Here is a 20,879-nt window from a genome sequence, read left to right on the forward strand (position 1 = left end):
CGGATTGATTACAAATATTACGACTTTCCAACAATTTACTATTTCTGTCATTTCTTCGCTTCAACATGAATAGAGAGTTCTTCAAGCTGGTCCGGGCTTACTTCGTCAGGTGCATCAGTGAGTAAATCGGATGCCGAAGCAGTTTTTGGAAACAGAATAGTATCCCGCAAATTGGATCTTCCTGACAACAGCATGATTATACGATCAAGCCCGAGCGCAATTCCTCCGTGAGGCGGTGCACCATATTCCAATGCCTCAAGCAGAAATCCAAACTGTTCTGTTGCAGCTTCTTTTGTAAATCCCAGCACTTCAAACATTGTATCCTGAAGTTCACGCTTATGGATACGCAATGATCCGCCACCTAACTCGTAACCGTTCAAAACGAGGTCATATGCATTTGCACGTACCTCTTCCGGACTCGTCTTCAGTTTTTCCACATCACCTTCAGCAGGCATTGTAAACGGGTGGTGCGCTGCAAAATACCGTTCCAGATCATCATCATATTCAAATAATGGCCAATCTGTAACCCATAAATAATTAAATTGACTTTCATCAATCAGCCCAAGCTCTCTGCCTAACTTAAGACGCAAAGCCCCAAGTGAATCATAAACAATATTCGTCTTATCTGATCCGAACAATAGCAGGTCCCCATCTGATACTTCAGCACGTTTCATCACGTCTGCCCTCTCCTGTTCAGACAAGAATTTTGCAATTGGCCCTTTCAGTTCATCACCTTCAGCCTTCAGCCAGGCCATTCCTTTTGCACCGTAAACTTTCACGAATTCTGTCAGTTTATCCAGGTCTTTTCTTGAATAATTATTTGCCTGCTCTTTCACATTCAGCAAACAAACTTTACCACCGGAGTTAATGGCATCCTGAAAAACCTTGAACGATGAATCAGCAAGTATATCAGAGACATGAATCAATTCCATTCCAAACCTTGTGTCCGGCTTATCTGAACCAAATCGGGCCATTGCCTCATCGTAAGGCATTCGATTAAATGGAATATCAATGTTGATATTTTTAACTTCTTTCATAACATATTTCATCATATTTTCCGTCATTTCCATGATTTCATCACTTGTCATGAATGATGTTTCAATATCAATCTGTGTAAATTCCGGCTGACGATCTGCCCGTAAATCCTCATCCCTGAAACAGCGGGCAATCTGATAATATTTTTCAAATCCGCCCATCATAATCAGCTGTTTGAACAATTGCGGGGACTGAGGCAAAGCGTAAAATTCACCGTGATGAACCCGGCTCGGAACAAGATAATCCCTTGCTCCTTCAGGTGTACTTTTTGTAAGAATCGGTGTTTCCATTTCCAGGAAATCCTGTTCATTCAAAAAATTTCGTACCGCCTGGGTTGTTTGATGTCTCAGCTTAAATGTATTTTGCAGAACATTTCTGCGAAGATCAATATAACGATATTTCAAGCGTAAGTCTTCCGCTACATCTGACTGATCCTGAATTAAAAATGGCGGGGTTTTCGCTTTATTTAAAATAATAAGTTCTTCAGCTATTACTTCAATTTCACCGGTTTTCATTGCCTCGTTCACGGTACTTTTATCCCGTTCCACCACTTTTCCGGAAATTTGCACCACATACTCAGTTCGTACTGACTCAGCTGTTTCCAATGCTTCCTTCGAATGATCCGGATTAAACACTACTTGAACCAGACCTGATTTATCCCGCAGGTCAATAAAAATTAAACCGCCCAGATCGCGTCGTTTTTGAACCCATCCCTTCAGGAGTACTTTTTCTCCAATATTTGACTCCTCGAGTGTCCCACTCATTATGCGTCCCATCATTCATTGCCTCCTGTCAATAACTGCTGCATTTGAACATCAACATTTTCAATCGATATTTCTTTTTGATCACCGGTTATCATATCTTTAACCGTGACAATTTCTTTCTCCAGTTCATCTTCACCAATTATTAATACAAATTTTGCCTGAAGCCGATCGGCCGTTTTAAATTGGGTTTTCATCTTGCGACCCTGGTAATCTTTATCAGCTTGAATTCCGTTGGCTCTTAACCTGTGCATAACCTTCATAGCCTGCTTATCCGCTTCATCACCGGCTGCAACTATAAAGCAATCCAGACTTTTATCAATCGGGATGTCAATGTTCTCAGCTTCCAGCGCCATCAATAATCGTTCAAGTCCCATTCCAAAGCCTATACCAGGGGTGTCCGGGCCACCAAGTTCTTCAACCAGACCATTGTATCTTCCGCCGCCGGCTAATGTGGCGATTGCTCCAAACCCGTCCGCTTCACTCATAATTTCAAATGCTGTGTGATTGTAATAATCCAGGCCTCGAACAAGATTCTGATCCACTTCATAGGTGATTCCCATGCTTGTTAAATATTCCTGAACCTGCTCAAAATACTGTTTCGATTCCCCATTCAAATAATCCAGGATAGATGGAGCGGTTTTCATTGCGGGGTGATCACGATCTGTTTTACAATCGAGAATCCGCATCGGGTTTTGAGTCAATCTAGTCTGACAATCACCGCAAAGATCATCTTTATACGGTGTGAAGTGTTCGATTAACGCCTCCCGGTGACTGGTCCGGCTCTCCTGATCGCCAAGTGAATTGATGACAAGTTTTAAAGACTTTAAGCCTAATTCTTGATAACATCTCATTGCTAAATCGATAACTTCCGCATCGACTGCAGGGTTCGCACTTCCCAATACTTCTACTCCAAATTGATTTAACTGGCGCATTCTTCCTTTTTGCGGACGTTCATACCGGAACATTTGAGCAAAATAAAACAATTTTACCGGCTGAATCGGATTTCCAAACAGTTTATTCTGTACAAATGCACGAACAACAGAGGCAGTTCCTTCAGGGCGCAAAGTCAGACTTCTTCCCCCACGATCTTCAAACGTGTACATTTCTTTTTGTACAATATCGGTGGAATCCCCAACACCACGCTGAAATACTTCTGTATTCTCAAACAATGGAGTCCGTATTTCTTCAAAATGATATCTTCTGCAAATTTCTTTAATTTTTCTTTCAACATAATCCCATTTCACCGAGTCCACTGGTAAAATATCAACTGTACCTCTAGGCGCCTTGTAACTCATTTCATCATCCCCTATCTAAATTAATAACCAATATAAAACTCCCGTCCCTTTAATAAAAGGGACGGGAGTTTACCCGCGTTGCCACCCTGGTTGATGCACAATGCATCCACTCTGCACAGTTAACGCCTGCAAAACGTTTGTATTTACTTCCTTTTCAATACAAAGCCTAAGGAATGTCTTTCATTGAATCATCATGTGAAAATGGTTTCAGCCCAAGACATTTTCTCTCTTTCCATGTGGGGTTCAATTACTTTTTCCATCACTGGTTTTATCCACTCATGATTTAATATGACTATTATCATAATCGCTTGGCGTGTTAATGTCAAGAACGAGTTATTTTTTTCTTCAACTTTTTCACTTCTCCAAGTGTAATTCCGAATTCTTCTGCTATTTCCATATGATTATGATTTCCTTCCATTTCCATAAACTGATGCAAATCGACCCCAAAAACGTCTTTCGTTAAGTTCGCATTCCATTGCTTTTCATGATATCTCATCTTCCATTCCTCCCTCAATGCCATTAGTTTTGCCTATTTGCCGATTATTTATTATGATAGGAAAAAAGATATAATGGAGGGGAACCCTTTTGTCGAATAAAAAACAAATACTCTTGCCTCTGGTTATACTGCTTTTGTTTTTTACAACCGGGGCCTCCACCTTGGACAAATCACGTAAAACAGCGGAAAGATTAACCATTTCGAAAGACAATATTCATCTGCGCAAAGGCCCCGCTTCCTCATTCGAAATTGTCGGTTTTGCTGATAAGGGTGCCACATTTGCCATTGTTTCGGAAACAAAAGAATGGTATAAGCTCACCAACGACCGGCTGACCGGCTTTGTATTGAAGGACATCATCAAATATGAAGAAAAGAAGACCCCCAACACAATAAAAAACAAAACGATTGTAATTGATGCCGGCCATGGCGGCAGGGATACTGGTGCTATCGGTGCAAGTGGTACATATGAGAAGCATTTTACTTACAAAACGATGAAGAAACTGAAACAAGAGTTAATGGTGCTGGGGGCAGAGGTAATTGTTACACGGAGCGAAAATGAATTTATTTCACTTGCCAGTCGGACAAGTCTTTCAAATATTAAACAAACGGATGCTTTCATCAGTATTCACTATAACAGCTTTCCGAAGATGCCGACAGTTACCGGGATTTCCGCTTATTACTATCACGATCAGTACCAAAAACTTGCCCGTTTCATCCTGGAAGAAGTAAGTAAGGAAACCGGTGCACGTAATCGGGGAAGCAAGTATGCTGATTATCAGGTAATCAGACAAAGCTTCAAGCCGGCAGTGTTATTGGAACTGGGATTTATCTCAAATCCGCAACAAGAACAACTGCTGCAGACAGATGCGTATCAGAAAAAAATAGTAAAGGGAATTGTTAATGGACTGGACCATTATTTTGGAAATCTGTAGAGAAAATAAGTGAAGTTGAAGGTGATCCAGCATTGTAAAACGACAGCCAGGCTCATGGTATTGAACCTGGCTGTTGTTTATATCAAACATAGTATTTTAATGGTTACGCAATGTTCCATGGGGATCAATGACAAATTTTTTGGCAACACCGCTGTCAAAATCAGCATAACCTTGCGGGGCATCGTCAAGCGATATGACAGTTGCATTCACAACATTTGCAATGTCAGCCTTTCCGCTAAGGATGGCATTCATTAATTGATGCTGATATTTCATAGCGGGGGTTTGTCCGGTCGTAAACGAATGTGCTTTTGACCAGCCTAATCCAAAACGAACTTTTAACGATCCCTGTTTGGCGTCCTGATCCTTTGCTCCTGGATCTTCAGTTACATATAAACCTGGAATCCCAAACTTGCCGCCTGCTTCGACAACATCCATCATTGTATTAAGCACAGTAGCCGGGGCATCTTTATGATCAGTTCCATGTCCATATGCCTCAAAACCAACTGCATCAACAGCACAGTCTACTTCAGGAATACCAAGGATTTGTTCGATTTGTTCTCCAACGTCATCATGTTTCTTTAAATTTATCGTTTCACAACCGAAACTTCTTGCCTGCTCCAACCGTTCCTCTTTCAAATCTCCAACAATAACAGCCGATGCACCGAGCAATTGTGCGGAGTGTGCTGCGGCCAGACCCACCGGACCTGCCCCGGCGACATAAACCGTCGAACCGGTTGTAACACCTGCATTTACAGCACCGTGATAACCCGTCGGAAAAATATCCGATAACATAGTTAAATCAAGAATCTTCTCCATTGCTTTTTCCTTGTCCGGAAATTTCAACAATTGGAAGTCGGCATACGGAACCATTACATACTCGGACTGTCCGCCTACCCAGCCTCCCATATCAACATAACCATATGCTCCACCCGGACGTTCCGGATTGACATTCTGACAAATATGCGTATCCTGGCGTCTGCACATTTTACATCGTCCGCATGCAACGTTAAATGGTACTGAAACAAGATCACCTTTCTTAATAAATTCAACATCCCGTCCTACTTCAATAACCTCACCGGTAATTTCATGTCCTAATACAAGCCCTGTTGGAGCTGTCGTACGGCCGCGGACCATATGCTGGTCACTGCCGCAAATATTTGTAACGATATTTTTAAGTATAACCCCATGTTCACATTTTCTTCCTGCGTTTGATTTCGGTACCCCTGGTCCATCATGCAGCACCAAATCCGGAAATGAAATATCCTGTACTTCTACTTTCCCATCACCTGTGTACACTACTCCACGATTGTCAGCCATCAATTAACCTCCTCCATGATTTCAGTGAATTACAGGTCGTTCAAAATGCAGACCTACTTCGTATCTACCCGGTTATTTTTATACAAAACTGAAAAATTGAATCTATTGCAAAATAAACATTTTTTCATGTTTTGTATTCAGACAGGCAGGGAAAGCCGATGAGTGGAAAGAAATATTTTTATAGAAATATGAGAAAGGATGATTAATGTGGAAAAATTGAATTTGGAGACAGCCAAGAAACTTATTGACAGTGCTGAACAAGAGGCGGATAAAATTGGGGTACAAATGGTTATTACCGTACTTGATGATGGAGGTAATCTTGTTGCAGCCCATCGAATGAATGATGCCTGGCTGGCAAGTGTGGATATATCATGGAATAAAGCCTGGACTTCTGTGGCCCTAAAGATGCCCACATCGAACCTGGAGGAAGCAACGGTACCCAATGCGGAACTCTGGGGACTCAATACAACAAATCAGGGAAAAATTGTCGTGTTCGGTGGTGGAATTCCATTAGAAAAAGATGGAAAAGTAATAGGTGCTGTTGGTGTCAGCGGGGGAGCCGTACCAGAAGATGTCCAAGTAGCAAAAGCAGCAGTAAATGCCTTTTGATAGTCGGCTGGACATATCCGCGGGCTTGCGATGAGCTCCTCGTGAGAAAAACCACTCACTGCAGGGTCTCATCGTCTTCGCTTTCCCGTGGTACAGAAGCTAAAAGGTAACATTATCTGTCGTTACTGTCGAGGATAATTGTTACAGGTCCTTGGTTTGTCAGCTTAACATCCATCAATTCCCCAAATTCACCGGTCTCAACCTGTACATCCTGTTCCTCAATCAATCGATTAAAATATTTATAAAGTTCAAATGCATGGTCCGGTTTGGCAGCTTGTACAAAACTCGGCCGTCTCCCTTTACGCGTGTCAGCGAAAAGGGTGAACTGGGAAATGGACAATACCTTGCCGTTAACATCCTTAAGTGACAGGTTCATTTTTTCATTCTCATCGGCAAAAATACGTAAATTCACCAATTTATTTACAAGATACTGTGCGTCTGCCTCCGTATCATCATGTGTAACTCCAAGAAGAACAACAAAACCGAAATCAATTTCACCCGTTACGTTGCCGCCCACAGTTACTGTTGCATCTTTTGCCAGCTGAATTACCGCTTTCATCGTGTAGTTCCCCTTTTTGATAATCGTTTTACTGGATTGTTCGTGTTACCGTATAAACGTCCTTAATTTGTTTAATACGATCTACAATACGCCGCAAATGATTTGTATTATGAATCAAAATGGTAATATTAATGGTCGCCATCTTATTCCGGTCTGACTTACCATTTACATGTGTGATATTTGTCTTGGTTTCGTTCACTGCCTGCAGGACCTCATTGAGCAGCCCCCGCCGGTCATATCCGGAAATTTCCAAATCAACATGGTACTGTTTCTTCTGGGGTTGATTATTCTCCCATTCTACATGAAGAAAACGCTGTTTCGCTTCTTCGGATTGAACGTTGGGGCAGTCTGTCCGATGAACGGATACTCCTCTGCCCTTGGTAATATAACCAATGATTTTATCACCCGGAACAGGATTGCAGCATTTTGACAATCGTACAAGCATATTGTCAACTCCTGCAACACGGACACCTGAATCACGCTTATGTCCTTTCTTAAACGTGGATTCACTCTTGACTTCTTCCAGCGTTTCTTCCAAATTCTGCTCTTTCTGTTTTGCCTCACGAATTTTATCTGTCAAACGTGTCGCTATTAACGCTGCTGTAATACCCTGATAGCCCACTGCCGCATACATATCGTCCGAACTTGCAAAATTAAACCGTTCATAAACGCGATTGAGATTTTCCTGTATCAGCACCTCTTTCGGTTCAATTCCCAGCGCCTGTATCTCCTTCTCTACTGCTTCTTTACCTTTGCTGATATTTTCTTCCCTGCGCTGTTTTTTAAAAAATTGTTTAATTTTACTTTTTGCCTGGGATGTCTGTGTCATTTTCAGCCAATCCTGTGATGGGCCATATGAATGCTTAGAAGTCATCACATCGACAATATCGCCATTTTTTAACTGATAATCCAACGGCTCCATTTTTCCGTTAACTTTAGCACCAATTGTCTGGTTACCCACTTCGGTATGAATCCGATAGGCAAAATCTATCGGGACAGAACCGGATGGAAGTTCAATAACATCTCCCTTTGGTGTGAATACATAGACCATGTCGGAAAAGAGGTCCACTTTTAATGTCTCCATAAACTCTTCCGCATCATGTGTCTCACTTTGCCATTCAAGTATTTCACGAAACCATGTCAGTTTTTCTTCAAATGATCGTTTATCTTTTGACACCCGGGCTCCTTCTTTATAAGCCCAATGAGCTGCAATCCCATATTCCGCTATCTCATGCATTTCCTTCGTCCGGATTTGCACTTCCAACGGATCGCCTTTGGGGCCAATAACAGTTGTATGAAGTGACTGGTATAAATTAGGTTTGGGCATCGCGATATAATCTTTAAATCTTCCAGGCATGGGCTTCCAGCATGTATGAATGATTCCCAGAACTGCATAACAATCTTTAATATTATTAACGATTATCCGTACAGCGAGCAAATCGTAAATCTCGTTAAATTGTTTATGCTGTTTCACCATTTTTCTGTAAATGCTGTACAAGTGTTTCGGCCGTCCGGAAATGTCTGCTTCAATGTTAACGTCCTTCAGCTGATTCCTGACCTCAGTCATCACTTCATCAATGTAGGATTCGCGTTGTTCCCTTTTCTGTCGCATCAATTGAACAATCCGGTAATACTGCTGCGGATTTAAATACCGCAATGCTGTATCTTCCAACTCCCATTTTATCGTTGATATACCAAGCCGATGTGCAAGCGGCGCAAAAATTTCAAGCGTTTCATTGGAAATCCGGCGCTGTTTCTGTGGTGGGAGGTGTTTCAATGTACGCATATTATGCAATCTGTCAGCAAGTTTAATCAATATAACCCGAATATCTTTCGCCATTGCTACAAACATTTTCCGATGGTTTTCCGCTTGTATCGCTTCTTTTGATTTATATTTGATTTTTCCAAGCTTGGTAACACCGTCAACAAGCATGGCGACCTCTTCATTAAATTCCGCTTCCAGATTATCTGTTGTGACATCTGTATCCTCTACGACATCATGCAAAAAACCGCCCGCGACCGTTTCCGGGTCCATTTCGAGATCAAGCAGTATACCTGCTACCTGAACAGGATGGATAATATAAGGCTCACCGGATTTTCGGAACTGATTTTCATGTGCCTTTGCAGCATAATCGTATGCACGCTTCAAAAATGTCACATCATCCTCGGCAAGATAGCGGCGAGCCTTGTTCAATACTTCTTCAATTGTTAATATTTCTTCTTTTGCCATATAATCACCTTTATCCGATGCAGAGAATACTTTCAATTGTTTATCGAAAATTTTTACATAAAATAAAAGAAAATACAAATAATTTTAATTAAGCAACAGGCCTGACAATCAGCCAGACCTGTTTTCCGGAATTAATAGCTCATCAATGTAAGTACATCGTATCCCTCAAGTTTCTCAAGGCCATTTAAATACGACAATTCAATAAGAAAAGCACATCCTGCTACAATACCGCCAAGCTCTTCCACCAGTTTAATTGTTGCCTCTATAGTACCTCCAGTTGCCAGCAAATCATCTGTAATCAGTACACGCTGTCCGGGTTTGATTGCATCTTTATGAATTGTCAGCGTGTTTTTTCCATATTCCAAACCGTAGTCAACCTTTATTACCTCACGCGGTAACTTTCCTTCTTTCCGTACTGGGGCAAAACCTTTCTGCAACGCATAGGAAACCGGACATCCTATAATAAAGCCCCTGGCCTCAGGTCCCACTACCAAATCAATATCACGTTTACGTGCATATTCCACAATTTCATCCACTGCGGCTTTATATGCGGGACCATTATCCATCAACGGTGTAATATCTTTAAACTGAATACCTTCTTTTGGCCAGTTTTCTACGATTTTAATATGTTTTTTATAGTCCATTCGTTACTTCCTCCCTGGATATTTCACTATCCTGTACGCAATTTAAAAACCAATTTTTCAATTCCTCATAATTGGAAAAGTAAAGTACTTTTTCTATTTCAGCCCGGCTAATACGTCTCTGATATGCAAGGGACTCTGACAAATCACGTTTCACCGGATTGGAGTTAATTGATATAACGCCTTTTTCTATTTTAACAAAACCCAATTCAAAAAACACGTCTGACATAAACAGAATCTGGTCTTTTGTCCAATTCTTTGCCCGTTTCATCATCTCAAGGTCTTCTGTCAGATTAATTTGTTTCCTGCGCATAACAAGTGCATACAGCCACTTAAAATCCTCTCTGTTTGGAAAGTGATTCATATATGCGCTGTTTTCCAGGTGGAAACATACATGCAGATTATTTGGCCTTGTCCTTTGGATAATCTGCTGCAATGAATGTAACTCATCCGGTAATTCATATAAATAGACCGTGTCTGTTATTTCCAATTCATTTACGTCGGTATCATATGTAATGCAATTAACATTATCCGGAACTGTACCTGTTTCATTCGGAATTGTATGAAATACTGCTGTTTGAGATTTATAGTCACACGAAAATGGTGAAATATCAATCTGTTTTTTCCCGCGATGATCAAATAATTGTTTCTCCGCAATTTTTAAATCCTTCATCACGATTTGCACTTTTTTATTTCCATTCCACTCATTGATACCCAATTCTCCAACGACTGTAATGCTTGTTGCGGGTGAGATAAACGGATGCAGATGCCCAAGACCGAAACCAATCCCATCTAATGACGTATTTTCCTGCCTGAATTGAACTTTCAAATGGTTCTTCCTGCTGCCAATTTGTCTCGCATCAGCAGGAATTTGATTCAACTGAAAGACAGGTTTCGGGTTGCTCATCCCAAATGGCGCAAGCTGCGCAATCTCATTAACGAGAAGCTCATTTATTTCCGGAAGTGCAACCGTTTTGTTAATTTCCAATTCCTGCGTGAAATCTTCTTCTGTTAGCTGCTCATGAATAAGATTGTTTAACTTTTCTCTTAAAGGTTGTACATTATCCAATGGCAACGTCATTCCGGCAGCCTGTGAGTGTCCTCCAAAAGCATCAAATAATTCCCGTTGTTTCATACAATTCTGGAACAAATTAAAAGCTGGGATACTTCTTGCCGATCCTTTTGCTTGTCCTGTTTCAGGAATAATGGAAAGTACAATCGCCGGACAGTCATATTTTCTTACCAGATTAGATGCAACAATCCCCAGCACTCCCTGATTCCATCCTTCTTTCGCCACGACGATAACACCGTGTTGGTCCATAGAATCAATCATCTTATCAGCTTCACGAACAATATCACTTACGATCTTCTGACGTTCCTTATTAATAGACTGAACCATTTCCGCAATCTGCGCTGCCTCATCCATATTATTTGTCATTAACAACTGAACTGCCAAATCTGCATCCTGCAGCCTTCCGACAGCATTTAGACGTGGCCCGATCAAAAAACCGACATCATCTTCCCCAACATCGCCGTTTATATTGCATACCTGTTTCAATGCTGTTAAACCGGGACGTTTGGTTGTGGATAATGACCGCAAACCAAAAAAAGCCAGCACTCTGTTTTCATCCACTAATGGTACAAGATCTGCAATCGTACCAATCGCAACAAGATCAAGGTATTGTTTCGGAAAATATCCCAAGAGGTACTGTGCAAGTTTAAAAGCTACCCCAACACCAGCCAATTCTTTAAAACCATATTCCGGTGAACATTTTGGATGAATGATGGCAAGTGCCTCAGGAAGCTTCTCCTGAGGTTCATGGTGATCCGTAACAATCAAATCAATACCAAGTTCTTTTGCGACATTAGCCTCATGTACTGAAGCAATTCCTGTATCCACCGTTATGATAACAGTAAATCCATTTTGTGCAGCGTCTCTGAAGGCTTGCTCATTTGGTCCATAGCCTTCCGTAAACCGATTCGGTATGTAATAATCACAGTCCGCTCCAAGCTCTTCCAATGCTTGGAGAAGCAATGTTGTTGAACTTACTCCATCAGCATCATAGTCACCAAAAACAAGAATTCGTTCATTCTGTACGATTGCTTGGTGTACACGATCTCCAGCGATTTTTATGTTTTCTAATTTATGGGGGTCGTTTAGTTGATCCAATGAGGGATGTAGAAACTCCTGTGCGGTTTGTTCATCCGTAATCCCCCGTTGCAGAAGCAATTCCTTAATAAGCGGAGAGATTTTCATTGATTCCCAATTTATCGGTTCGTCGATTGTTTCCGTATATTTCCATTTCATTATGCTTTGTAACATAAATTCACCCCTGACTTTCCTATTATACAAAAGTAAGTCAAGGGTAGCAATCAGGTTATTTTTCGGTTTTGTTCTTATCTTGTTTATCCATCGTGTCCAGTAATTTATGTTTCTTTAAAATTTCGCGCATTTGGTTGTTTTCATGCTGCAGCATTTTCCGTTCCCGCTGAAGATGAATTATTTTGACGAGACCAACTGCTGCTGTTATGATTCCCCCCATCAAAACGGAAAATAATATAACTAATATTAATGGTGCCTGCCCAGTGTTGAATAAGTAATTTACCTCAACCGGTTCCACATTAATAACGGCGAATATTGCAATAATAATGACAAAAATAATAGCCAAAATAACGTATGATTGTCCACGCATCCTTATTTCCTCCTTCATTTACAGGCTATTTTACTCCATTACCCGTTGCTGACAAAAATTAATCTGAAAATAGACATGGTCCAAATATTTAATTCGTACCCAAGACACTTGCTTTCCATCGTCCATTTAAAATAATCCCGTGTCACTTTAGATGACACGGGATCTTTTTTATACCTGTGGTCCTTCTGTACGTTTCTTTTTAACAAAGGAAATCGGTTTTTCTTTGATATTCTTGCCACGCCACACAAGCCACAACTGTGAAGCTATAAAGAGTGACGAGTATGTCCCTGCAATCAGTCCGACCGTAAGCGCGATCGCGAAAGGAACTATCGACTGTGCACCAAGGAACAGGAATGCGAGAACAGCAATTAACGTTGTAACTGTTGTATTGATGCTTCGGGTAAGGGTCTGAACAAGACTCCGGTTTACAATTTTTGCAAGTTCACCAAAGGACTTGACCCTTTTCTTTTTCTGGATATTCTCCCGTATCCTGTCAAAAGTAACAATCGTATCATTTATCGAATACCCTATTATCGTCAGGATTGCAGCTACAATCGTGATATCAAATTCAATTCTGGTAAAGCTGAAAATAGCCAGTATGAAAAACACATCATGCAGCAGTGCAATAATTGCGGTCACCGCGAAAAACAACTCGAATCGGAATGCAACATAGATAATCATTCCAATTGATGCAATTCCTAACGCGTACAAGGCGTTTTTAACCAGTTCCTTCCCGACAATCGGCGATACAATACTCACACTTGTATCTGCATTGTAATTTTTATCGAAAAGGTTTTGGATTTCAGCTATTTTATCCTCATCAATCACTTTGTCATAACGTGCAACAGCTGATGTTTTATTTCCAGATAGTATGACAGATTCAGGGCTTACACCAAGTTTATCGAGATCATCTTCCACATCCTCGGCGTTAAGCGTATTATCTGCATTAATCTGAACCCTCGAACCACTTGTGAAGTCAATCCCCGGATTCAACTGGAAAATCCCAAGTGATATTGCTCCTAATACAATCATAATGGTAGAAGCAATGAAGAATTTTTTACGATGCTTTACAGGGTTGATTTCACGATTAAACAGCTTTGGTTCCCTTTCCGTCGTATCTGCAATATCCTTGATGTCTCTCTTATTAACACCAAACCATCCTGGACGATTTTTCAAAAACTTGGTTCTCATCCACAGTCCCATTAATAGTCTTGTTCCATATACAGCCGTCAGAAAACTGACCAGAATACTTAGAATGAGCATGGTAGCAAAACCTTTAATCGAACTTGTACCGAAAATAAACAATACGACTGCAGCAAGTATGGTTGTTATATTGGCATCGATAATTGCTGAAAGCGAGTTGCTGGTTCCCGCCTTAAACGATGCCAGAATGGATTTTCCTTCACGCAATTCTTCCTTAATCCGCTCAAATGTAATAACGTTTGCATCCACCGCCATACCTACACCAAGTATGAGAGCAGCTATCCCTTGCAGGGTCAGAACCCCATTCATTAACTCGAAGAACAGTAAAATAAGAAAAATGTAAAAGGTTAAATTAATGGTTGCAATGATACCCGGAAAACGATAAACAGCTATCATAAACAGAAAGATAATACTTACACCAACAATACCGGAAAACACAGTCTTATTTAATGCCTGTTCACCAAATTGTGCTCCTACCGTAGTCGAATACAATTCGGTCATATTAACCGGCAATGAACCGGCATTGATAATATCAGCAAGCCGCTGTGCTTCTTCTACTGTAAAGTCCCCCGTGATCATAACATCTGACGTATTCAATGTTTCATCAACCGCGGGTGCGGACACATACTTGGGGTCTTTCTTTTTATATTGTTCTGCGAATGAATCCCCTTTTTGATAATCCATCCAAATAACAAGCAAATTATCCGGATAAGGCGTCTCTGGATCATAATTACCCTTTAATTTACTTGTCACATCACCGAATTTCTTAGCAGACTTAAGCTGTAACGTTACAATCGGCTGATTGGTCTGAGAATGGAAGTCCTGCTGGGCGCTTCCCTCTTTAATGTCTGATCCATTAAGTAATTCTTTATCGGATACATTTCGAAACGATAATCTTGCTGAGGTGGAAAGTAATTCCCTTGCCTCTTCCGGATCTTTGATTCCCGCAAGCTGAACCCGAATCCGGTTTTCACCTTCAATATTAATGTTTGCCTCACTAATACCCAGACGGTTAACCCGTTCATTCAGAATCCGGACAGTTGATTCAAGCAAATCTTTGTCAACTTTTTCCCCATCATCAACTGGTTCAACCTTGTACAGGATTTCAAAACCACCCTGCAAGTCTAATCCAAGGTTAATATCCTTCGTTATTCCGGTTATCGTTGTCCCAATCGTTCCTAAAAATAATAGTACAATCAGAAAAAAGGCAACGATTTTCCCTCTGTTTTTCATCTATTATTTGCCTCCCTTAGTATCACGCGGGTCAAACGTTATGTAAAGATTATTTTTCAGCATCTGCATGGCCATTCACAACCGCAGCAATCGATGCCATAAGATCTTCATCCTGATAAGCATTAACCGTCAAATAACTCATGTATATGTTGGATGCTAAATGGAATATATCCTGCACTACCTCATACAAGCGTTTTTGAGGGTTACCTTTCCAAACTTTCTCCTCAAGACACTTCCAGATATCATCATTGGATGCTTGTCTGTAACCCATCATCCGAAATTCATCTTTTTTGCATTCAAGTGCCATTTCAATCTCATTTCTCCAATCACGTACACACTTAACGGTTTCCATACGATCCCCCCTATACACGATCACGTCAATTCATTAAAGCTTGTCATGCTTGGCCCACTACTTTGCATATATATCATTGTATATGAAAATTTATTTTTTGAGAAGGCAGGGCGGCAATATTGACAAAACAAACTTTTTTACAAGGAACAATCATTTTAATAATTGCTGGAATGATTACACGTTTACTTGGTTTCATCAACCGGCTTGTTCTTGCACGTTTTATGGGGGAAGAAGGCGTCGGTTTGTACATGATGGCACTTCCGACATTGTTTCTCGTAATAACACTGACACAGTTCGGCCTTCCTGTTGCAATTTCCAAAAGAGTTGCTGAGGCCGAGGCCCAAGGTGATAAACAGAAAATAAAAAAAATCCTTGTCGTTTCCCTGGTCATAACCGCCATTTCAAGTATTGTCTTTACAACCGCCATGATTCTCGCAACGCCGTTTATCGCAACCACTTTGCTGACGGATGAACGAACGATGTTTCCGTTAATTGCAATCAGCCCCATTATTCCAATCATTGCTGTCTCTTCCGTGCTGAAGGGGTATTTTCAGGGAAGACAAAATATGAAACCCCAAAGCTATGCACTTGTGATTGAACAGGTTGTCCGGATAACATGTGTTGCCCTTTTTATAAAATTACTGCTGCCATTCGGGATTGAATATGCGGCAGCTGGTGCAATGTTTAGTGTCATTATGGGGGAACTTGCCTCATTACTGTTCCTTGTATTCCTTTTTAAACGAAAGAAAATCGTTAAAGTCCGCCATAAATTTTTGGGTTATGTGAAATCAAGCAAAAACACTGTAAAAGAACTCTTTTCGATTGCACTTCCAAGCACCGGCAGCAGAATAATCGGTTCGATTTCGTATTTTCTGGAACCGATCATTGTTGCGCAAAGTCTGATGCTGGCAGGGATATCAAGCAGTATGGCAACGAAACAATACGGTGAATTAACAGGTTACGTCATGCCATTATTGTTATTACCGACTTTCATAACACAGTCACTTTCCATCGCCTTAGTACCTGCTATTTCGGAGGCGGATGCTCAATATAATAAAAAATTGATCCATTACCGGATACACCAGTCAATTCGCATCTCATTTGCTTCAGGAGGCATCGCAACAATTGTTTTGACATTATTTTCTGTTCCAATCCTAACATTTATGTATGGAACCGATGATGCAAGCAAAATGATGATCCTAATGGCACCATTTTTTATTTTATTATACCTTCAACCTCCGCTGCAATCAGCACTTCAAGCACTTGATCTTGCAAAACCGGCAATGTGGAACAGTCTGATTGGTGCAGCTATTAAATTTTCTGTCCTGTTCTTCCTAGCTTCCAACCCGAAATTTGGGATAATGGGTGCAGCTATTGCCATGTCAGTCGGTGTTGTTCTCGTAACACTTCTGCATTTGGCAAGTCTTTATAAAGAAATAGGATTTAAGATTCCACTAACAGATTTATTAAAAATGGGCTCATTGCTTTTTCTGACCTGGCTTGCAGGTGATACTCTCAAAAATCTGTATAACGGTTTTAATTCAAATTTGTTTCTGCTCATATTTATCATTTTAATATTAGGTGTCCTCTATATCGGATTTCTTTTTATTTTAAAGTTTATTACAAAAGAAGAACTGAAACAAATTCCATTTCTGCAAAAATGGCTAACGTGAAAAGAAGCTGGGAGATATCAAAAAATGTAATACAAAAGATGAACAATTCGAACATGCGGAGGGAAAGTCTGAAATTAATTGTTGGAAGGTTGATTTCTTCCGGGGGACGGTTGATTCCTTTGTCTTGAAGGTTGATTTCATTTTGGGACGGTTGATTCCTCATCTTGAAGGTTGATTTCTCCCGGGGGACGGTTGATTCCTCATCTTGAAGGTTGATTTCTCCCGGGGGACGGTTGATTCCTCATCTTGAAGGTTGATTTCTCCCGGTAGACGGTTGCCCCATCTTGAAGATTGATAGAACGATTTTTGCCTCCATGTAAGCTTGAGAAAGAAGAAATTTTTCCTGTTCGCCTATAAATCCTCATGAGTGGTTTAATAACCGCAGTATCACCCCTGCTTGTTCTGGCGAAATAAAGCCATCCATGGCAAGTTCCTCATAAACTTTCGGACATATACGGAATTAAGTAACGGATAAAAATATAGATCGTCGATATGACAAGTGAAAAGATGACAAATGGAATCCCATAAAGCATAAACCTGATAAATGGAATTTTTTCCCCCTCACCTTCTGCAAGCCCTGCCACAACAATATTGGCGGATGCGCCCACAAGCGTTGCATTCCCCCCAAGACACGCCCCAAGTGCCAATGACCACCAGATGGGATCAAGATAGACAAGGCCATACGACTCAAATTCCTTAATCACGGGAATCATGGCTGCTACAAATGGAATATTATCGATAACTCCTGAAAACAATCCCGAAACCCATAAAATCAGTAGCGCCGTTTTGGAAAAGTCCCCATCTGTAAACAAAACAATCACACGTGCCATTTCATCAATAATTCCTACTTCGCGAAGACCTCCAACTAATGCAAACAATCCAATAAAGAAAAATAATGTTACCCATTCCACCCTGCTTAAAATTTGTTCCGTTGAGATTTCTTTCTCTGTAAGCAGCAATAGCAGCACTGCACCGCTGATAGCAATAATAGTTAAATTCACATGGAGGAAAGAATGCAATAAAAAGCCGAGCAATGTCATTGCCAATACAGCGATGGACTGGTAAAGCATCGGGGTTCTGACAAGATAACCAGCTGCATCCAGTTCAAGCAAGTTTCTGACATTTGATTGTCCCGCCTTCAACGATTTTCGGAACAGAAAAAGTAACATTCCGACCATCGACACAAAAATCACAAGAGCAACAGGTGCTAAATGATTCACAAACGATAAAAAAGTTAAATGATCAACAGCCTGTCCAATCATAATATTTGGCGGATCACCAATCAACGTCGCTGTACCGCCTATGTTTGAACTGAAAATAATCATAAGCAAATAAGGGAATGATTGCAATTTTAATTGTTTCGTAATTTTTAGGATGATCGGCACAAAAATCAGGACTGTTGTGACATTATCTAATAAAGCAGAACCAAACGCCGTTAAACACCCAACCCCCACGAGCAATGGTACAGGCGCGCCTCCAACTTTTTGGGCAAATCGGATTGCAATAAATGAAAAAAGTCCGGTCCGCTCTGTAATTGAAATTAGAACCATCATGGAAAACAACAATGCAATCGTGTTCCAATCAATATATGTTTGAAACATATCATGAAGGGAGTAAACTCCCGAAATAAGCAACAGGACACCGCCAAGCATTGCTATAACTGCCCGATTATACTTCTCCATCATAATAAATACATAACTTATTAAAAATATGATTGTTGCCAGCAGAACATCCATAAGACACCCTCTTTCGATAATAAGGGAATTGCTTCATACATATATATGCGTGGAATCTTGAAATAATTTCAGTCTATTTTTCACTTGTCCGAATAGAATTTAATAAATAGGCAGGACAACTAGGCTGAAAGTTCAGGATTAGTTTCTGTCTCTTGGCAGTTCAAAAATTTATTTAACCGGCTGAAGGGGGTAAGCACAATTCGAAAACAGCAGTTCACAGCACTAATGTATGGATGGATTGTTATTCTTGGCCTGATTCTTTTAACGAGTGTGATTCTTGCATTGCTTCTTCGCTTTACAGGAATGGACGGAGCTGCATTGTCATGGTCAACACTAATAGCGGGATTAATTTCATTGTTCATTGGGGGAATTGTTTCCGGTATTAAAAGTAAACAAAGAGGATGGGTAATTGGCGGGATTACCGGTCTCGGATTCACTGTTTTCACGTTCCTGATCCAGTACCTGGGATATGAACAGGCATTTTCGCTGGAGCAAACACTTCATCACCTCGGCTATATTCTGGCAGCACTTGTTGGGGGTGTAATCGGGGTTAATGTAACCTCCAGAGAAGAAGAATAAAAAGCATCGGGAACAGAAGAAAAGCGCAAAGCTGTTTACGAATTTCGTACAACATGCTTTGCGCTTTTTGTTTTACCTTTATGTATCATCATCCATAAAGTGTTAGTTTTTAACCTCTCTGATGGCAGATCGGTCATACGTAAGTTTAGCGTTGTCTCCTGCTGCCTGAATAACTACTGTATTTTCATCAATTGCATGTACAACACCATGAAAACCGCCAATTGTAATAACCTCGTCACCTTTTTTCAGGTCAGTTTGCATTTGCTTTACCTGCTTCTGCCGCTTTTGCTGCGGACGAATCAGCAGGAAATAAAAAATAACAAACATCAAAATAATTGGTGCCAATGATACGAGCATATCCATTGTATTAACTCCCCCCTTCTAAAAATTTTTTGCATCCGGCCGATTGAGGCCGTATTGTTCAAAAAATGTTTCTTTAAAGTCGCCAAGACGATCATCAGAAATAGCTGTTCGTACTTGCTCCATTAATTTTAACAGAAAATATAAATTATGGTAAGTGGTAAGCCTGAATCCGAACGTTTCATTACATTTAATCAAATGGCGGATGTAAGCACGAGTGTAATTTTTACAAACGTGACAATCACAATACTCATCAATCGGCGTGAAATCACGTGCATATTTCGCATTTCGTACAACAAGCCTGCCATTTGAAGTCATGCATGTGCCATTTCGGGCAATACGTGTCGGCAGCACACAGTCGAACATATCGATGCCCCGGATAGCCCCATCAATTAGAGAATCCGGAGATCCGACACCCATTAAATATCTTGGCTTGTCCGCCGGCATAAGCGGCGTTGTAAACTCCAGCATACGGTTCATGACATCCTTTGGTTCCCCAACCGACAGACCGCCGATTGCGTAACCGGGAAAATCCATGGATGTTAAATCAGCAACACTCTGCCTGCGTAATTCCTCATACTCACCACCCTGAATAATCCCAAAAAGACCTTGATCTTCCGTCCGCTGATGCGCCTTCAGACATCGTTCGGCCCACCTTGACGTCCTTTCCACAGATGCCTTCATATAATCATATGATGCAGGGTATGGTGGACATTCATCAAATGCCATCATAATATCAGAACCGAGTGCATTTTGAATTTCCATTGCCTTTTCCGGTGACAGGAATAGTTTCTCACCACTTAGATGATTTCGAAAATGAACACCTTCTTCTTTAATGTCACGCATTTCACTTAGACTGAAAACCTGAAAACCGCCGGAATCGGTTAAGATAGCACCGTCCCAGTTCATAAATTGATGGAGACCGCCTGCCTCCCGGATTATATCCTCACCTGGACGCAGCCAAAGATGATACGTATTAGACAAAATAATATTTGCGTTCATCTGATGTAAATCTTCCGGACTCATCGTTTTTACAGTGGCCAATGTCCCCACAGGCATAAATGTCGGTGTATCAAATGATCCGTGTGGTGTATGGACTTTTCCGAGTCTGGCTCCCGTCTGTTTGCATGTTTTTATATGTTCATACGTAATTGCTGTCATGATAATTTTTC

The 20,879-nt window shown here is 40.8% G+C and carries 18 protein-coding genes and 1 other annotated feature; of the genes, 4 read left to right on the plus strand and 14 right to left on the minus strand.

All coding sequences use genetic code 11. The features are described from left to right. Positions 1-47: 47 nt before the first annotated feature. The 3 genes from aspS to B1K71_RS19920 form a co-directional block, all read right to left on the minus strand. Positions 48-1,814 carry an aspartate--tRNA ligase gene (aspS, locus tag B1K71_RS11855; RefSeq protein WP_077327157.1) on the minus strand — a complete coding sequence of 589 codons (1,767 nt, stop codon included), beginning with the start codon at positions 1,812-1,814 and terminating at the stop codon, positions 48-50. Further along, positions 1,811-3,094 carry a histidine--tRNA ligase gene (gene hisS / locus B1K71_RS11860; RefSeq protein ID WP_077327159.1) on the minus strand — a complete coding sequence of 428 codons (1,284 nt, stop codon included), beginning with the start codon at positions 3,092-3,094 and terminating at the stop codon, positions 1,811-1,813. The genes aspS and hisS overlap by 4 nt, the downstream gene beginning before the upstream one ends. 54 nt (positions 3,095-3,148) lie before the next feature. Beyond that, positions 3,149-3,366: a binding site (T-box leader), on the minus strand. A 50-nt stretch (positions 3,367-3,416) separates the two neighbouring features. Continuing rightward, on the minus strand, positions 3,417-3,590 hold the full coding sequence (locus B1K71_RS19920) for a hypothetical protein (RefSeq protein ID WP_175631900.1): 174 nt from the start codon (positions 3,588-3,590) through the stop codon (positions 3,417-3,419). An 89-nt stretch (positions 3,591-3,679) separates the two neighbouring features. Between B1K71_RS19920 and B1K71_RS11865 the strand changes: the two genes are divergently transcribed. After that, complete coding sequence (locus B1K71_RS11865) at positions 3,680-4,522, plus strand: N-acetylmuramoyl-L-alanine amidase (RefSeq protein WP_077327161.1); 843 nt, start codon at positions 3,680-3,682, stop codon at positions 4,520-4,522. Positions 4,523-4,618: 96 nt separating this feature from the next. Here B1K71_RS11865 and fdhA read toward each other — a convergent pair whose 3' ends face one another. Further along, a complete protein-coding gene (fdhA, locus tag B1K71_RS11870) occupies positions 4,619-5,839 on the minus strand; it encodes a formaldehyde dehydrogenase, glutathione-independent (RefSeq protein WP_077327163.1) in 1,221 nt (406 codons plus the stop codon). Positions 5,840-6,046: 207 nt separating this feature from the next. Between fdhA and B1K71_RS11875 the strand changes: the two genes are divergently transcribed. Next, entirely contained in the window at positions 6,047-6,448 is a 402-nt protein-coding gene (locus B1K71_RS11875; protein WP_217697238.1) for a GlcG/HbpS family heme-binding protein, read from the plus strand. 112 nt (positions 6,449-6,560) lie between these two features. Here the strand turns inward: B1K71_RS11875 and dtd are convergent, their stop codons facing one another. The 7 genes from dtd to B1K71_RS11910 form a co-directional block, all read right to left on the minus strand. Next, positions 6,561-7,007, minus strand: a complete 447-nt coding sequence (gene dtd, locus B1K71_RS11880) for a D-aminoacyl-tRNA deacylase (RefSeq protein ID WP_077327167.1) — start codon at positions 7,005-7,007, stop codon at positions 6,561-6,563. Positions 7,008-7,035: 28 nt separating this feature from the next. Further along, positions 7,036-9,237 (minus strand): RelA/SpoT family protein, encoded by a 2,202-nt coding sequence (locus B1K71_RS11885; RefSeq protein WP_077327169.1) that lies wholly within the window; start codon positions 9,235-9,237, stop codon positions 7,036-7,038. A 131-nt stretch (positions 9,238-9,368) separates the two neighbouring features. Further along, positions 9,369-9,881 (minus strand): adenine phosphoribosyltransferase, encoded by a 513-nt coding sequence (locus B1K71_RS11890; RefSeq protein ID WP_077327172.1) that lies wholly within the window; start codon positions 9,879-9,881, stop codon positions 9,369-9,371. Then, positions 9,871-12,201 (minus strand): single-stranded-DNA-specific exonuclease RecJ, encoded by a 2,331-nt coding sequence (gene recJ, locus B1K71_RS11895; RefSeq protein ID WP_077327174.1) that lies wholly within the window; start codon positions 12,199-12,201, stop codon positions 9,871-9,873. Before recJ ends, B1K71_RS11890 begins: the two co-directional genes overlap by 11 nt. A 55-nt stretch (positions 12,202-12,256) precedes the next feature. After that, a complete protein-coding gene (locus B1K71_RS11900) occupies positions 12,257-12,571 on the minus strand; it encodes a LapA family protein (RefSeq protein ID WP_077327176.1) in 315 nt (104 codons plus the stop codon). A 168-nt stretch (positions 12,572-12,739) separates the two neighbouring features. Further along, positions 12,740-15,007: a protein translocase subunit SecDF gene (secDF, locus tag B1K71_RS11905; RefSeq protein WP_077327178.1), complete on the minus strand. Its 2,268-nt coding sequence runs from the start codon at positions 15,005-15,007 to the stop codon at positions 12,740-12,742. Between the two features lie 49 nt (positions 15,008-15,056). After that, positions 15,057-15,359 carry a post-transcriptional regulator gene (locus B1K71_RS11910; RefSeq protein ID WP_077327180.1) on the minus strand — a complete coding sequence of 101 codons (303 nt, stop codon included), beginning with the start codon at positions 15,357-15,359 and terminating at the stop codon, positions 15,057-15,059. A gap of 119 nt (positions 15,360-15,478) precedes the next feature. Between B1K71_RS11910 and spoVB the strand changes: the two genes are divergently transcribed. Continuing rightward, positions 15,479-17,032 (plus strand): stage V sporulation protein B, encoded by a 1,554-nt coding sequence (gene spoVB / locus B1K71_RS11915; RefSeq protein WP_077327182.1) that lies wholly within the window; start codon positions 15,479-15,481, stop codon positions 17,030-17,032. 434 nt (positions 17,033-17,466) lie between these two features. Here the strand turns inward: spoVB and B1K71_RS11920 are convergent, their stop codons facing one another. Beyond that, positions 17,467-18,768, minus strand: a complete 1,302-nt coding sequence (locus B1K71_RS11920) for an ArsB/NhaD family transporter (RefSeq protein WP_077327184.1) — start codon at positions 18,766-18,768, stop codon at positions 17,467-17,469. A gap of 225 nt (positions 18,769-18,993) precedes the next feature. On the opposite strand from B1K71_RS11920, the gene B1K71_RS11925 reads away from it, so the two are divergent. Continuing rightward, entirely contained in the window at positions 18,994-19,347 is a 354-nt protein-coding gene (locus tag B1K71_RS11925; protein WP_245799260.1) for a TIGR04086 family membrane protein, read from the plus strand. A 102-nt stretch (positions 19,348-19,449) separates the two neighbouring features. Here B1K71_RS11925 and yajC read toward each other — a convergent pair whose 3' ends face one another. Beyond that, positions 19,450-19,710, minus strand: a complete 261-nt coding sequence (gene yajC, locus B1K71_RS11930) for a preprotein translocase subunit YajC (RefSeq protein WP_077327187.1) — start codon at positions 19,708-19,710, stop codon at positions 19,450-19,452. A gap of 18 nt (positions 19,711-19,728) precedes the next feature. Further along, positions 19,729-20,868 (minus strand): tRNA guanosine(34) transglycosylase Tgt, encoded by a 1,140-nt coding sequence (tgt, locus tag B1K71_RS11935; RefSeq protein WP_077327189.1) that lies wholly within the window; start codon positions 20,866-20,868, stop codon positions 19,729-19,731. Between the last annotated feature and the right edge of the window lie 11 nt (positions 20,869-20,879).

Origin of the sequence: Virgibacillus siamensis (assembly GCF_900162695.1) — a bacterium.
Classification (GTDB): Bacteria; Bacillota; Bacilli; order Bacillales; family Amphibacillaceae; genus Lentibacillus; species Lentibacillus siamensis_A.

Bases quoted from the DNA above. Each gene is read 5' to 3' on its own strand.
- dtd (WP_077327167.1), bottom strand. From the start codon at position 7,007: ATGAAAGCGGTAATTCAGCTGGCAAAAGATGCAACAGTAACTGTGGGC.
- hisS (WP_077327159.1), bottom strand. From the start codon at position 3,094: ATGAGTTACAAGGCGCCTAGAGGTACAGTTGATATTTTACCAGTGGAC.
- B1K71_RS11920 (WP_077327184.1), bottom strand. From the start codon at position 18,768: ATGGATGTTCTGCTGGCAACAATCATATTTTTAATAAGTTATGTATTT.
- B1K71_RS11900 (WP_077327176.1), bottom strand. From the start codon at position 12,571: ATGCGTGGACAATCATACGTTATTTTGGCTATTATTTTTGTCATTATT.
- fdhA (WP_077327163.1), bottom strand. From the start codon at position 5,839: ATGGCTGACAATCGTGGAGTAGTGTACACAGGTGATGGGAAAGTAGAA.
- B1K71_RS11885 (WP_077327169.1), bottom strand. From the start codon at position 9,237: ATGGCAAAAGAAGAAATATTAACAATTGAAGAAGTATTGAACAAGGCT.
- tgt (WP_077327189.1), bottom strand. From the start codon at position 20,868: ATGACAGCAATTACGTATGAACATATAAAAACATGCAAACAGACGGGA.
- recJ (WP_077327174.1), bottom strand. From the start codon at position 12,201: ATGTTACAAAGCATAATGAAATGGAAATATACGGAAACAATCGACGAA.
- yajC (WP_077327187.1), bottom strand. From the start codon at position 19,710: ATGGATATGCTCGTATCATTGGCACCAATTATTTTGATGTTTGTTATT.
- B1K71_RS19920 (WP_175631900.1), bottom strand. From the start codon at position 3,590: ATGAGATATCATGAAAAGCAATGGAATGCGAACTTAACGAAAGACGTT.
- aspS (WP_077327157.1), bottom strand. From the start codon at position 1,814: ATGATGGGACGCATAATGAGTGGGACACTCGAGGAGTCAAATATTGGA.
- secDF (WP_077327178.1), bottom strand. From the start codon at position 15,007: ATGAAAAACAGAGGGAAAATCGTTGCCTTTTTTCTGATTGTACTATTA.
- B1K71_RS11890 (WP_077327172.1), bottom strand. From the start codon at position 9,881: ATGGACTATAAAAAACATATTAAAATCGTAGAAAACTGGCCAAAAGAA.
- B1K71_RS11925 (WP_245799260.1), top strand. From the start codon at position 18,994: ATGTATGGATGGATTGTTATTCTTGGCCTGATTCTTTTAACGAGTGTG.
- B1K71_RS11910 (WP_077327180.1), bottom strand. From the start codon at position 15,359: ATGGAAACCGTTAAGTGTGTACGTGATTGGAGAAATGAGATTGAAATG.